Below are 13,746 nucleotides of genomic sequence, written 5' to 3'. Positions count from 1 at the left end.
TAGGAACGGTGGTCCATGCACGACACCCCCGACCCCCCGGCGGGCCCACCCGCGCGCCGCGGCCCACTCGTCCGCATCCGCGGTCTCGGCAAGCGGTTCGGCGGCACTCCCGCGCTGGCCGGGATCGACCTCGACATCCATCGCGGCAGCGTCCTGGCCCTGCTCGGTCCGAACGGCGCCGGCAAGTCCACCCTCATCCGGACGCTCGCCGGGATCCACCACGCGGACCAGGGCGAGGTGACGGTGGCCGGACACCCGCTCGGCACCGAGGCCGCCGCTCGTCATATGGCCTTCATCCACCAGGATCCCGGTCTCGTCGAGTGGATGACGGTCGCCGAGAACATCGCCCTGGTCGCCGGCTACCCGCGCCGTCACGGACTGGTCTCCTGGCGGCGGACCCGGGAGCGCTGCGCCGACGCCCTCGCCCTGATCGCCGGGCACCTGGACGCCGACGCGCGAATCGCCGACCTCGCCCCCGCCGAGCGCTCGCTGGTCGCCATCGCCCGCGCGCTGGCGACGAGGGCGGAGCTCATCGTCCTGGACGAGCCGACCGCCAGCCTCCCCGCCGCGGACTGCGCCCGGCTCTTCGCCGTCCTGCGCACCCTGCGCGACCGGGGGCACGGCATCGTCTACGTCACCCACCGGCTCGACGAGGTCTACCAGGTCGCCGACACCTTCGCCGTCCTGCGCGACGGCCGGCTGATCAGCTCCGGCCCGCTCGCCGGCCACAGCCGCCGGCGCCTGGTCCACGACATCGTGGGCCGCGAACCGGTCGGCCACCGGGCCGCCCCGGTCGCCCCCGCCGAGGGCCCGGTGGTGCTGAGCCTCGACGCGGTGCGGACCACGAACGCCGGGCCGGTCAACCTGACGCTGCGCGCCGGCGAAATCCTCGGCATGGTGGGCCTCACCGGCGCCGGCCACCTCGACCTGGGCCGCGCCCTCGCCGGATCCCGTCCGATCCTCGGCGGGCGGGCCCTGCTCGACGGCCGACCGTACACCCCGCACACGGTGGCCGGTGCCGTCGACTCCGGCGTCGGCCTGGTCACCGGCAACCGTCAGGAGGAGGGATGCGCCGCCGAACTGACGGTCCGTGAGAACCTCCTGGCGAACCCCCGGGCGGGCGGCCGGTCGGGGCTGCACTGGATCAGCCCCCGGCGCGAGCGGGCCCAGGCCGCCGCCCTGATCGAGCGGTTCTCGGTGCACCCCCGCGACAGCGAGGCGCGGATCGCCACGCTGTCCGGCGGGAACCAGCAGAAGATCATGGTCGGCCGGTGGCTCCGGGTGCACCGGCGGCTGTTGATCCTCGAAGAGCCGACCGCCAGCGTCGACGTCGGCGCCAAGGCCGAGCTCTACCGCCTGCTCGACCAGGCGCTCGCCGACGGCCTCGCGGTCCTGCTCATCTCCACCGACTTCGAGGAGGTCGCCACCGTGTGCCACCGTGCCCTGGTGTTCGTCCGCGGGACCGTGACCGCCGAGCTGGCCGGTGCGGCCCTCAACGTCACCGAACTCACCTCCGCCGCCTCGGCCATGCCTCCCGTCACCGGTGGTGACGGCGACAGGCGTGCGACAGGCCGATGACCGCACCCCCCTTCCGCCGATCCCCGCAGAGCCGCCGGCGCGGGCACCTGATCGGCAGCTACGGCCTGCCGGCCCTCGCCGCCCTGCTGTTCCTGATCTTCTCCGTCGCGCTGCCGAACACCTTCCCCACCCTCGACAACGTCTCCTCGATCCTGTCCAACCAGTCGATCCCCGCCCTCCTCGCGCTCGGTGTGACGATCCCCATCGCCACCGGCAAATTCGACCTGTCCATCGGCTACGGCCTCGGCCTCGCGCACGTCGCGGTGCTGCGGCTCATCGTCGACGGCAGCTGGCCCTGGCCGCTCGCCTGCCTGGCCGTGATCCTGGGCGGAACGGCCTTCGGGGCCCTCAACGGTGTCATCGTCGAGTTCGGGCGGATCGACTCCTTCATCGCCACGCTCGGCACCGGCAGCATCCTGTACGCCTTCACCGGCTGGATCACCGGCGGCGCCCGGGTCCTCCCCGGTACAGGCGGTCTGCCGGTCGCCTTCACCGACCTCTACGACTCCACATTCCTCGGACTGCCGGTGTCCGCCTCCTACGTGCTCGCGCTCGCGGCCGTCCTGTGGCTCCTGCAGGAGCGGCTGCCGCTCGGCCGGTACCTGTACGTCATCGGCTCCAACCCGCGCGCCGCCGAACTCGTCGGAATCCCCACCCGCCGCTACAGCGTCTACGCCTTCGCCGGATCGGGCCTGGTCGTCGGTTTCGCGGGGGTCCTGCTCGCCGCGCAGCAGCAGATCGGCAACCCGAGCGTCGGCCTGGAGTACCTGTTGCCCGCGTTCGTCGGCGCGCTGCTCGGCTCCACCGCGATCAAACCCGGACGCGCCAACACCCTGGGCACCGTGGTCGCCGTCGCCGTCCTCGCCATCGGTCTGGCCGGTATCGGGCAGCTCGGCGCCGACTTCTGGGCCGTGCCGCTGTTCAACGGCGCCACGCTGCTCCTCGCCGTCGGCCTGGCCGGCTACTCCGCACGCCGCCGGCTGCGCGCCGGCGGCGCCGAGACCCGCCGGTCGCCCACGCCGCCGTCGACGGACGCGGCATCCTCCCGGGACACGCCGTGAAGCGCGGTGCCGCGATCGTGCTGGCAGCAGTCGTGCTGGCAACGGCGGGCACCGCCCTGGACGGCTGCCAGCGCGGCGTGTCGACCGGGACCGGGGCCCCCGTCGCAGGGCCGTCGAGGGCCGGGTGCCCGGCGTCCACCCTCGCCAAGGCGAAGGCGAACGTCCAGCAGGCCGAGCAGGTCGACGTCCCCTGGAACGGCCCCACCAGCGGCCCCAGGGCGGTTCCCGGCCGGACCATCGTCTACGTCGCCCAGACCATGACCAACCCCGGCGTCGCGGGTGTCGCCAGGGGAGTCGTCGAAGCCGCGACGATCACCGGCTGGAGCGTCCGGGTGATCGACGGACAGGGCACGCCCGCCGGCATCCAGGCGGCGCTCGGCGAGGCGGTGAACCTCGATCCCTCGGGCATCGTCATCGGGGGCTTCGACCCGGGCCTGACCTCGCAGCAGGTCGCGCAGGCCGGCACGGCACACATCCCGCTCATCGGCTGGCACGCGGTCGCGGCCCCCGGGCCGAGCACGAACCCCCCGCTCTTCAGCAACATCACCACCAACGTCGGGGACGTCGCACGGCTCAGCGCGGACTGGGTCGTCGCGGACTCCAACGGCAACGCCGGAGTCGTCGTCTTCACCGACGACTCCGTCCCGTTCGCCAAGACCAAGTCCCAACTGATCAAGGACGAACTCGCCACCTGCCCCGGCGTGAGACTGCTGGCCTCCGCGAACATCCCCATCCCGGACGCGACCAGCCGCACTCCCGAGGAGGTCTCCGCCCTCCTCGCCCGTTTCCAGGGCCAGTGGACGCACTCCGTCGCCATCAACGACCTGTACTTCGCCGACGCCGCGCCCGCCCTGCGCGCGGCCGGCCGGCCCGGCAACGCCGCCCCGTACAACATCGGCGCGGGCGACGGCGACCCCTCGGCCTTCCAGCGCATCGACAGCAGACAGTTCCAGGCCGCCACCGTCCCCGAACCCCTCACCGAACAGGGTTGGCAGATCGTCGACGAGTTCAACCGCGCCTTCTCCCACCAGCCCGCCAGCGGCTACGTCGCCCCGGTCCACATCGCCACGGCCGCCAACAGTGGCGGAGCGACCTCCTGGGACCCGTCGGGCTACCGCCAGGCGTACCGGACGATCTGGGGCGGGTAGCGAGGGCGGTGCCGACGGGGCGCCCGGTTCCTACCCGTCGGGGAGCCGGTGCGCGACGAGCACGGCGATGTCGTCGTCGAGGCCGGCACCGCTGTACGCGAGGAGGTCCTGGTGCAGGCGGTCCAAGAGCTCGCGTGGCGGCAGGGCGGTCCACTTACGGACACGCTGGGTGAGCGGGTAGAAGGCTCCGGTGCGGTCGCGGGTCTCGGTCACGCCGTCGGTGTACAGCAGCAGTTGGTCGCCCGGACGGAAGGGCTCCACGTCGACGTGGTAGTCGCCGCCGAGCAGCACACCGAGGTTGAGAGGCGGTGACGGATCACACGGGGCCAGTTCGCTGACCCCGCCCCGGTCGATGAGCAGCGGCGGGGGGTGACCGCAGTTGACGATGCGGACCACGGGCTCGTCGCCGGGAATCTCGGCGAGCACAGCGGTGATGAAGCGTTCCTCGCTGCCGGGGAGCTGGGCGGCTCGGCGGCTCATGCTCCGCTCCAATCTACGCGCTATCGCGGGCAGATCGGGCTCGTCGTAGGCGGCCTCGCGGAAGGCGGCCAGCATCGCCGCAGCCGTCTCCACCGCGAGCAGGCCCTTGCCCCGGACGTCGCCGATCAGCAGGCGCACACCGTGTGCGGTGCTCATCGCCTCGAAGAGGTCGCCGCCGATCCGGGCCTCCGCGGCCGCCGACAGGTACAAGGTCTCGATGCCGATGCGGCCCAGGAGGTGGGGGACCGGACGCAGCAGCACGCGCTGCGCCGTCTCGGCCACGGAGCGTACGGTGGCCAGGGTGCGTTCCCGGCGCGTTCGGTGGGCGGCCAGGAGGGTACCCAGCATTCCGACCAACGCCGTGGAGAAGTAGGTGGCCACGTAGTGGCGCTCCCAGAGATAACCCACGTCGCGGCCCGCACAGCACGGAGTGCCCGCCAGGACGCCTTCGAAGGTCACGGCGAAGACCGTGACGGCGGCGACGAAGGCGGGACCGTGGGCGTAGGCGGCGACGACGGGCAGGGCGATGAGCAGAAAGCTCACCGGCCACTGCACGGGAGTGATCGGTTCCAGCGCCAGGATGGCCGCGACGTAGATGGCCGGCAGCCAGCGGATCCAGGCCGGCGGGGCGGGCACCCGCGGCTCCGTCCCGCCCGGCCCCGTCGCACGGTGCCGGGCGGCGCCGCCGCGGCCCGGGATCCTCACCGCGCGCTCCGGTGGCGGTGTGCCCGGTTGAACGGGAAGCCGCGGCGAACCGGCCGGGCACGGGCGGGCGAAGCGGACCGCCGCGGTCGCACGAGCGGTGGATCCATCGGCACGCCGGAGAGAATCCGCCCGGACGGCGGCAGGGGTCCGACAGCCGCGGAGGGCGCCGCGACGTGCAGCGGTGTGCCCACGAACTCCCGGTGGCGGGCGTCATCCGGTCCGTGATCCGCCTGTACACGCATACATCAATCATCACGGCATACCAGCCGCCGCCGCCCGCCGACGGAGTCGAGCGAGCACGCGACCGCATGGGCGCGACACCCCCGGCACGTGGCTCGCGGTGGTGGCCGGTGCCGGGCGCCGTCCGGTCGACCGTCTCCCCGGCCTCGAACCGGACCCGTCGTCCGGCGAACCGGCAGGCTCTTGAGGCCGTTCCGGAGTCGGAGACCAGGCCCGTAGAGGAAGAGCATCCACAGCACCGAGCGTTCCGGCACCCCGACCGCGTCCAGCAGGTTCCGGCGCGGAAGGTCGGACGGCGAGGCGGGGAGTCGAAACGATCAGCCCGCGCAGGACGGGCAGAGCCCCCGGTAGGTGACCTCGGCGCCGGAGACGGCGAAGCCGAAGCGCTGGTCGGCCGGGAGGTCGGCGAGCGGGTTGCCGATCGGGTGGACGTCGCGGATGGCGCCGCAGCCGGTGCAGACCAGGTGCTGGTGCGGGTGGTGCGCATTGGGGTCGTAGCGCTTGGCGCGCCCGTCGGTGGAGACCTCGATGACCTCGCCGAGGGTGACCAGTTCGCCGAGGGTGTTGTAGACGGTCGCTCTGGAGATCTCCGGGAGGCGTTCGGCCGCACGGGCGTGCACCTCGTCCGCGGTCAGGTGCACGTGCTCGCCGTCCAGGACCTCGGCGACGACACGCCGCTGGGAGGTGAGGCGCCAGCCGCGCCCGCGCAGCCGCTCCAGCAGGTCGCTCATATCGGTTCACCTATTCAGGTCATGGGGGAGACCGGAGTTTACCAATGCACATCCTCCATGGTCCGGTTCCCGAACGGATATGGATTTGGTGTCTTTCTTGACTTGGATTGCGTCCACCGTAGGATCGGCTCCGGCGCTAGCCTGGGTACCAGCAGTACACAGCAGGAGATAGCGATACCCGGTAGTAGCAGCAGTTGGTGCCGTAGGTAGCAGATAGACACCGTGATCCGCCTTGTAGGGAAGGATTCCCATGTCTGAGAACCACGATGCAACCGGCGTTGAGGCGAGCGCGGAAGGCTGCCCGGTCAACCATGGGCGCGCGCTTCACCCCACCCAGGGCGGCGGGAACCGCCAGTGGTGGCCGGAACGGCTGAACCTGAAGATCCTGGCCAAGAACCCCGCCGTGGCCAACCCGCTGGGCGGGGACTTCGACTACGCCGAGGCCTTCAACTCCCTCGACCTCCCGGCCGTCAAGCGCGACATCCAGGAAGTGCTCACCACCTCGCAGGACTGGTGGCCGGCCGACTACGGCAACTACGGTCCGTTCATGATCCGCATGGCCTGGCACAGCGCCGGCACCTACCGGATCAGCGACGGCCGCGGCGGCGCCGGCGGCGGCCAGCAGCGCTTCGCCCCGCTGAACAGCTGGCCGGACAACGCCAGCCTGGACAAGGCCCGCCGTCTGCTCTGGCCGGTGAAGAAGAAGTACGGCCGCAGCCTGTCCTGGGCCGACCTGATGATCCTGGCCGGCAACGTCGCCCTGGAGGGCATGGGCTTCGACACCTTCGGCTTCGGCGGCGGCCGAGTCGACGAGTGGGAGCCGGACGAGGACGTCTACTGGGGCCCGGAGACCACCTGGCTGGACGACAAGCGCTACACCGGTGACCGCGAGCTGGAGAGCCCGCTGGCCGCCGTCCAGATGGGCCTGATCTACGTCAACCCCGAGGGCCCCAACGGCAACCCGGACCCGATCGCCGCCGCCCGCGACATCCGCGAGACCTTCTACCGGATGGCGATGAACGACGAGGAGACCGTCGCGCTGATCGCCGGCGGCCACACCTTCGGCAAGACCCACGGCGCCGGCCCGGCGGACAGCGTCGGCCCGGACCCGGAGGCCGCGCCGATCGAGCAGCAGGGCCTCGGCTGGAAGAGCGCCTTCGGCACCGGCGTCGGCGGCGACGCGATCACCAGCGGCCTCGAGGGCGCCTGGACGCCCACCCCGGTGACCTGGGACAACAGCTTCTTCGAGACGCTGTTCGGCTACGAGTGGGAGCTCACCAAGAGCCCGGCCGGCGCCCACCAGTACAAGCCGAAGGACGGCGGCGGCGAGGGCACCGTCCCGGACGCCCACGACCCGAGCAAGCGGCACGTCCCGATCATGCTCACCACCGACCTGTCGCTGCGCTTCGACCCGGTCTACGAGCCGATCTCCCGCCGCTTCCTGGAGAACCCGGCCCAGTTCGCCGACGCCTTCGCCCGCGCCTGGTTCAAGCTGACCCACCGCGACATGGGCCCGATCGTGCGCTACCTCGGCCCGGAGGTCCCGAGCGAGCAGCTGCTCTGGCAGGACCCGCTGCCGGCCGTCTCGTACGGGAACGTCGAGCCGGCGGACGTCGCCGACCTCAAGCGGCGGATCGCCGCCACCGGCCTGTCGGTCTCCGAGCTGGTCTCCACCGCGTGGGCCGCGGCCTCCTCCTTCCGCAGCAGCGACAAGCGCGGCGGGGCCAACGGCGGCCGGATCCGGCTGCAGCCGCAGGCCGGCTGGGAGGTCAACGAGCCCGACCGCCTGGCCACCGTGCTGCGCGCCCTGGAGGGCGTGCAGGCGGAGTTCAACGCGCAGGCCGGCGACAAGCAGGTCTCGCTGGCCGACCTGGTGGTGCTGGCCGGCGGCGTCGGCATCGAGCAGGCCGCGAAGGCGGCCGGCCTCGCCGTCGAAGTGCCGTTCGCGCCCGGCCGGGTGGACGCCCCGCAGGAGCTGACCGACACCGAGTCCTTCGCCGCACTGGAGCCGAAGGCCGACGGCTTCCGCAACTGGGTCGGCAAGGGCAACCGGCTGCCGGCCGAGTTCCTGCTGCTCGACAAGGCGAACCTGCTGGGCCTCAGCGCGCCCGAGCTGACCGTCCTGGTCGGCGGTCTGCGCGTGCTGGGCGCCAACCACCAGCAGTCCGCGCACGGTGTCCTCACCGCGACCCCGGGCGTGCTGACGAACGACTTCTTCGTCAACCTGTTGGACCTGGGCACCAGTTGGAAGGCCACCTCGGAGGACTCGCACACCTTCGAGGGCCGGGACGCCTCCGGCCGGGTCAAGTGGACCGGCACCCGCGCCGACCTGGTCTTCGGCTCGAACTCCGAACTGCGGGCCGTCGCCGAGGTGTACGCGAGCGACGACGCCAAGGAGAAGTTCGTGTCGGACTTCGTCGCGGCCTGGGTCAAGGTCATGAACGCGGACCGCTTCGACCTCGCGTGACCCGCTGAGCCGATCGGGAGCCCGGGGCGCCAACCCCCGGGCTCCCGATCGTCGTTATGGCGTTCCGGGTGCGGAGCCCACGCTGACCAGCCCGGTCTCGTACGCCGCGACCACCGCCTGGGCCCGGTCCCGCAGCCCCAACTTGCCGAGGATCCGGGCCACATGGGTCTTCACCGTGGCCTCGGAGAGCTGCAGCCGGGCGGCCAGCTCGGCATTGCTCAGGCCCCGGGCGAGCAGCGTCATCACCTCCAGTTCGCGCGGGGTGAGGGTGGCCAGCTCGCGGTGCGGGGCGGCGGCCTCCTGGGCGGCCGGGCGGGCGAAGCGCTCGACCAGGCGGCGGGTGATCGCGGGCGCGAGCAGCGCGTCGCCGGTGCGGACCAGCCGGACGGCGGCGGCCAGGTGCTCCGGGGTGACGTCCTTGAGCAGGAAGCCGCTGGCCCCGGCGGCCATCGCGGCGTAGACGTAGTGGTCCAGGTCGAAGGTGGTCAGCATGATCACCCGGGGTGCGTCCTGCGCACCGTCGGCGAGGATCCGGCGGGTGGCCTCCAATCCGTCCAGGCCGGGCATCCGGATGTCCATCAGCACCACGTCCGGTCTGGTCCGGCGGGCGGCGGCGACGGCCTGCTCGCCGTCCTCGGCCTCGGCGACCACCTCGATCCCCTCGGACTCCAGGATCAGCCGGAAGCCGGTCCGGACCAGGGCCTGGTCGTCGGCCACCACCACGCGCAGCGCGCTCATCGACTCTCCAACGGGATCAGGGCCGTGACGCGGTAGCCACCGCGCGGCCGGGGACCGGTGTGCAGGGTGCCGCCGTAGACGGCGAGGCGTTCGCGCAGCCCGAGCAGGCCGCGCCCGTTGCCGGTGGCGGCGGCGCCGGTGGGGCGGCCGCCGGTGTCGGTGACCTCCACCCGCAGGCGGTCGGGGGCGTACTCGACGGTCACCTCGGCGTCGGCGCCGCCCGCGTGCTTGACGGTGTTGGTCAGCGCCTCCTGGACGACCCGGTAGGCGGCGAGTTCGACCCCGGGCGGGACGGCCCGGCGCTCGCCGCGTACGGTCAGCTCCACCGGCAGCCCGGCCTGCCGGACGCCCTCGACCAGGGCGTCGAGTCGGCCGAGGCCCGGCTGCGGGCTGAGGTCGGCGCTGGCCGCCGGGTCGTCCCCGATACCCGCGTCGATGGTCAACAGGCCCATCACGTGCCGCAGTTCGGTCATCGCCGCGCGCCCGCCGGTCTCCACCGCGGCCATCGCCTCGCGGGCCTTGTCCGGGGCGGTGTCCAGGATCTTGCGAGCGGCCCCGGCCTGGATCGTCATCATGCTCACGTTGTGCGTCACCACGTCGTGCAACTCCCGTGCGATGCGCGCCCGTTCGAGCTCCACCGCGCGCTGCAGCGCGGACAGCTGCTCGCGCTCCAGGACGGACAGCCGCTCCCGCCCCTCGTCCACCCGGCGGCGCCACATCCGCAGTTCGTAGGCGACCGCGAACACCGGCACCAGGACCAGGACGGCCATCACCCCGTTCGGGAAGTGCGGCAGCTTGGCGTCGTTGAACAGCACCACCAACGCGGCGGCGGCGACCGGCAGGTTCGGCAGCACGGCGGCCGGTCGGCGCCCGTACGCGGCCGCGCTGTAGGCGGCGACGATCACCGCCACACCCGCCGAGTATGCGATGTCCTCGGACTGCGACCGCACCAGCAGTGCGGCGGGCAGCACCGTCCACAGCACTGGAAGCGGATAGCGGCGGCGCAGCACCAGCGGCAGCGGGACGAGCGGGACGAGCAGCAGCACCCCGTGCCAGGTGCCGTCCCGCGGGTGGCCCGCGATGGTGGCGTAGCGGCCGGAGACGAAGGCGAGGAAGAGGGCCAGGAGCGCGTCGAAGAGCTGGCCGCGCCGGGTCGGCCGGGGCGGGGGAGTCGCATCCGGGCCGCCGCCCAGTCGGGTCGCTGCCGTGCGCAGCCGCTGCACCGTCGGGTGGTCGATCACGTTGATCACCGGGACATTGTGGCGGCCGCCGGCTCGCAGGCACAGCCCCGCGGCCGACGGCAGCCGGTACACCGGCCGACTACATCGGAAGGATGACGCCGGCGGCGGTCCGCCCTACGCGGTACGGAATTTGCCGTGATCGGCGGACGCGGGTGCGGGCCGCCCGTTCGTACCTTCTTCCTCGTCACCAGGCAGAACACGGCGAGGAGCGGGGACATGAGCAGCGGACCGGTGATCGAACTGAGCGGTGTGAGCCGCCACTACGAGGGCGCGCGGGCGGCGCTGGACGGGGTGACGCTGAGCGTGCGGGAGGGGGAGTCGGTGGCCGTGCTCGGCCCGTCCGGCAGCGGGAAGTCCACCCTGCTCAACCTGGTGGCCGGGCTGGACCGGCCGAGCGCCGGGACGGTCACGGTGGCCGGGGTCCGGGTGGACCGGCTGAACGAGAAGGGCTCGGCCAAGTACCGGCGCGCAACGATCGGCATGGTGTTCCAGTTCTTCAACCTGCTGGACGACCTCACGGTGGCCGACAACGTGGTGCTGGCCGGCGAGTTGGCCGGCGTCCCGCGCTCCGAGGCGCGGTACCGGGCCGCCGAGCTGCTGGAGTCGCTCGGCATCGACCGGCACGCCCGTGCCCACCCGGGCCGGCTCTCCGGCGGCGAGCGCCAACGCGTCGCGGTGGCCCGGGCGCTGATGAACAACCCGCCCCTGCTGCTGGCCGACGAGCCGACCGGCGCGCTGGACTCGGCCTCCGGCGAGGACGTCAAGGAGCTGTTCCGCGAACTGCACCAGGACGGCCAGACCATCCTGATCGTCACCCACGACCTGACCCTCGCCGAGGACTGCGCCACCCGCACGGTCCGGATGCGGGACGGCCGGGTCGAGTCGGACTCGGCGAACTCGGCGGAGGTGGCGGCATGACCGCGCTCGGCCGCGTCGTCCGCGCCGGGGTGCGCAGGCGCCGGACCCAGTCGATCGCCATCGGGCTGTCCGCCCTGGTGGCCACCACCTGCTCCGTCCTCGGCGGTTCGCTGCTGGTCGCCTCCGAGGCCCCCTTCGACCAGGCCTTCGACGGCCAGCACGGCGCCCACCTCACCGCGCGCTTCGACGGCACCCGGGCGAGCGCCGACCGGCTCGCCGCCACCGCGCACGCCGCCGGGGTGACGCAGGCCGCTGGCCCGTTCCGGACCGTCACCGTCGACCCCGAGCCGGGCCCCGGTTCGACCGTCCCGGCGGGCCTGGCGATGTCGCCGATGACGGTCGCCGGCCGTGCCTCGGCCACTACCGGGGTCGACAACGTCACGCTGATGCAGGGGAGTTGGCCGACCAAGCCGGGCGAGGTGGTGCTCGCCGCCGGGTACGGGAACCCGGGCGTGCCGATCGGCGGGACGCTCCGCCTGCCCGTCCTGCCGGGCGCACCCTCGCTGACCGTCGTCGGCCTCGCCCGGTCGGTCAGCCGCACGGCCGACGCCTGGGTCACCCCCGACGCCATCCCGGCCCTCACCGCGCCCGGCACCACCCCCGGCTACGAGATGCTCTACCGGTTCGCCAACGCCGCCACCACCGGCGCGATGGACACCGACCGGGCCGCCGTCGCCTCCGCCGCGCCCGCCGGGGCACTGAGCGGCGCGCAGTCCTGGCTCACCGCCAAGCAGGGATCGGACCGCAACACCGCCCTCTTCCTGCCCTTCATGGTCGCCTTCGGCCTGCTCGGCATGGCGATGTCGGTGCTGGTCGCGGGCAACGTGGTGGCCGGCGCCGTCGGCACGGCCACCCGGCGGATCGGGGTGCTCAAGGCGATCGGCTGCACCCCCGGCCAGGTGGTGCGCGCGTACGTCGCCCAGGCGCTGGTCCCGGCCACCGTCGGCACCCTGCTCGGGGTGGTCGCGGGCAACCTGCTGACCGTCCCGGTGCTCGCCACCGCCGGGAACCTCTACGGCACCAACACCTCGGGCGTCGCCCCCTGGGTGGACGTCGCGGTGGCGGGCGGGACGCTGGCCGCCGTCGCCCTGGTCGCCTGGGCCGCCGCCGCCCGCGCCGGACGGCTGCGCACCGTGGACGCGCTGGCCGTCGGCCGTACGGCGGGCGGTACCCGGCGCGACGCCGTCGCCCGTCGGGTCGCCGCACTGGCCGCCCGGCTGCCGCTGCCCCGGCCGCTGAGCCTCGGCCTGGCCCAGCCGTTCGCCCGCCCGGCCCGCGCCGCCGGGATGCTCGCGGCGGTGCTGTTCGGCACCGCGGCGGCGGTCTTCGCGGTCGGCATGGGCGGCACGATGAGCTGGGTGCAGGAGGCGAAGAACCACGATCACTCGGACGTCGTCGTACACCCCCAGCGGCCCGACGGCCCGCCCGGCCAGGGGGCCCCGCCGGGCAGGCCGGTCGCGGCCGACCCGGCCGCCGTCACCGCCGCCCTGACCGCCCAGCCGGGCACCGCCGCCTACTTCGGCAGCGGCACCGAGGACGTCACCGTCCCCGGGGTCGCCGGGAGCACCACGGTGACCGCCTTCGACGGCGACTCCTCCTGGGCCGGCTACCGGATGGTCTCCGGCCGCTGGTACCAGGGCCCGGGGGAGGCCGTCGCCCCCAACACGTTCCTGGCCGAGGCCTCGGTGAAGCTCGGCGACCAGGTGGCCTTCACGACCCACGGCCGGACGGTCACCGTCCGGATCGTCGGTGAGGTCTTCGACCCGCACGTGCAGACCAACGAGCTGCTCACCGGCGCCGCCACCTTCCCGTCCGGCACGGCGCCGGAGCCGGACACCTGGTTCGTCAAGTTGAAGTCCGGTACCGGTCACGCCGCCTACGCCACCGCCCTCGGCGCCGCGCTCGCCCCGCTGCACATGGCCGCCGAGGCGGACGCCGCGCACTCCTCCGCCGACTCGATCGCCGCGCTGAACTCGCTCACCGCCACCCTGACCGTGCTGCTGGTCGTGGTCGCCGGGCTCGGGGTGTTCAACACCGTCGTCCTGGAGATCCGCGAGCGCACCCGCGACATGGGCGTCACCAAAGCGCTCGGCATGACCCCGGCGCAGACCGTGGGCGTCGTCCTCGCCTCGGTGCTGCTGGTCGGGGCGGTCGGCGGTGCGGTCGGCCTGCCGGTCGGGCTGCTGCTGCACGGCCTGACGGTGCCCGCGATGGGCCACAGCGCCGGGCTGGACTTCCCGGCCTCCGCCCTGGACGTCTTCGGCACCCCGGTGCTGGCCCTGCTCGGCGTCGGCGGTGTGCTGATCGCCCTGCTCGGCGCCCTGCTGCCGGCCGTACGGGCGGCGCGGGCGCGGACGGTGGACGCGTTGCGGGCGGAGTGACACGTGTGTGTCATCGACGGAACCGGGTAGGCGGCCCAAGGGGGCGCCTACCCGGTTC

10 protein-coding genes are annotated in these 13,746 nt (G+C 73.3%); 6 read left to right on the top strand and 4 right to left on the bottom strand.

Annotated features, from left to right (window positions below):
• The first annotated feature begins 15 nt into the window (after nt 1-15).
• The 3 genes from ABZW30_RS03020 to ABZW30_RS03010 are packed head-to-tail and all read left to right on the top strand — an operon-like array spanning nt 16 to nt 3,787.
• Nucleotides 16-1,578: a sugar ABC transporter ATP-binding protein gene (locus tag ABZW30_RS03020; RefSeq protein WP_355669269.1), complete on the top strand. Its 1,563-nt coding sequence runs from the start codon at nt 16-18 to the stop codon at nt 1,576-1,578.
• Nucleotides 1,575-2,639 carry an ABC transporter permease gene (locus ABZW30_RS03015; RefSeq protein ID WP_355669268.1) on the top strand — a complete coding sequence of 355 codons (1,065 nt, stop codon included), beginning with the start codon at nt 1,575-1,577 and terminating at the stop codon, nt 2,637-2,639. Before ABZW30_RS03020 ends, ABZW30_RS03015 begins: the two co-directional genes overlap by 4 nt.
• Nucleotides 2,640-2,659: 20 nt before the next feature.
• A complete protein-coding gene (locus ABZW30_RS03010; RefSeq protein ID WP_355669379.1) occupies nt 2,660-3,787 on the top strand; it encodes a substrate-binding domain-containing protein in 1,128 nt (375 codons plus the stop codon).
• 30 nt (nt 3,788-3,817) lie between these two features.
• On the opposite strand, the gene ABZW30_RS03005 is transcribed toward ABZW30_RS03010, so the two are convergent.
• Nucleotides 3,818-4,903: a PP2C family protein-serine/threonine phosphatase gene (locus tag ABZW30_RS03005; protein WP_355669267.1), complete on the bottom strand. Its 1,086-nt coding sequence runs from the start codon at nt 4,901-4,903 to the stop codon at nt 3,818-3,820.
• A gap of 626 nt (nt 4,904-5,529) precedes the next feature.
• The gene (locus ABZW30_RS03000; RefSeq protein ID WP_355669266.1) at nt 5,530-5,943 is read right to left on the bottom strand and encodes a Fur family transcriptional regulator; all 414 of its coding nucleotides are present in this window, start codon (nt 5,941-5,943) and stop codon (nt 5,530-5,532) included.
• 250 nt (nt 5,944-6,193) lie between these two features.
• On the opposite strand from ABZW30_RS03000, the gene katG reads away from it, so the two are divergent.
• Complete coding sequence (gene katG, locus ABZW30_RS02995) at nt 6,194-8,410, top strand: catalase/peroxidase HPI (protein WP_355669265.1); 2,217 nt, start codon at nt 6,194-6,196, stop codon at nt 8,408-8,410.
• Nucleotides 8,411-8,464: 54 nt separating this feature from the next.
• Here the strand turns inward: katG and ABZW30_RS02990 are convergent, their stop codons facing one another.
• Together ABZW30_RS02990 and ABZW30_RS02985 are read right to left on the bottom strand one after the other, a co-directional pair.
• A complete protein-coding gene (locus ABZW30_RS02990) occupies nt 8,465-9,148 on the bottom strand; it encodes a response regulator transcription factor (RefSeq protein WP_355669264.1) in 684 nt (227 codons plus the stop codon).
• The gene (locus ABZW30_RS02985; RefSeq protein ID WP_355669263.1) at nt 9,145-10,398 is read right to left on the bottom strand and encodes a sensor histidine kinase; all 1,254 of its coding nucleotides are present in this window, start codon (nt 10,396-10,398) and stop codon (nt 9,145-9,147) included. The genes ABZW30_RS02990 and ABZW30_RS02985 overlap by 4 nt, the downstream gene beginning before the upstream one ends.
• A gap of 207 nt (nt 10,399-10,605) precedes the next feature.
• Between ABZW30_RS02985 and ABZW30_RS02980 the strand changes: the two genes are divergently transcribed.
• Complete coding sequence (locus ABZW30_RS02980; RefSeq protein WP_355669262.1) at nt 10,606-11,307, top strand: ABC transporter ATP-binding protein; 702 nt, start codon at nt 10,606-10,608, stop codon at nt 11,305-11,307.
• Nucleotides 11,304-13,688 carry an FtsX-like permease family protein gene (locus ABZW30_RS02975; RefSeq protein WP_355669261.1) on the top strand — a complete coding sequence of 795 codons (2,385 nt, stop codon included), beginning with the start codon at nt 11,304-11,306 and terminating at the stop codon, nt 13,686-13,688. Before ABZW30_RS02980 ends, ABZW30_RS02975 begins: the two co-directional genes overlap by 4 nt.
• Nucleotides 13,689-13,746: the final 58 nt, after the last annotated feature.

This window comes from Kitasatospora sp. NPDC004669 (assembly GCF_040609455.1).
Lineage (GTDB): Bacteria > Actinomycetota > Actinomycetes > Streptomycetales > Streptomycetaceae > Kitasatospora.
Note: the sequence above shows the minus strand (reverse complement) of the source record. Positions and strands in the feature narration are given on the sequence as shown.

Excerpts from the sequence above, each read along its gene's own strand:
- ABZW30_RS03000 (WP_355669266.1), bottom strand. The coding sequence starts at position 5,943 with ATGAGCGACCTGCTGGAGCGGCTGCGCGGGCGCGGCTGGCGCCTCACC.
- katG (WP_355669265.1), top strand. The coding sequence starts at position 6,194 with ATGTCTGAGAACCACGATGCAACCGGCGTTGAGGCGAGCGCGGAAGGC.
- ABZW30_RS02975 (WP_355669261.1), top strand. The coding sequence starts at position 11,304 with ATGACCGCGCTCGGCCGCGTCGTCCGCGCCGGGGTGCGCAGGCGCCGG.
- ABZW30_RS02990 (WP_355669264.1), bottom strand. The coding sequence starts at position 9,148 with ATGAGCGCGCTGCGCGTGGTGGTGGCCGACGACCAGGCCCTGGTCCGG.
- ABZW30_RS03020 (WP_355669269.1), top strand. The coding sequence starts at position 16 with ATGCACGACACCCCCGACCCCCCGGCGGGCCCACCCGCGCGCCGCGGC.
- ABZW30_RS03015 (WP_355669268.1), top strand. The coding sequence starts at position 1,575 with ATGACCGCACCCCCCTTCCGCCGATCCCCGCAGAGCCGCCGGCGCGGG.
- ABZW30_RS02980 (WP_355669262.1), top strand. The coding sequence starts at position 10,606 with ATGAGCAGCGGACCGGTGATCGAACTGAGCGGTGTGAGCCGCCACTAC.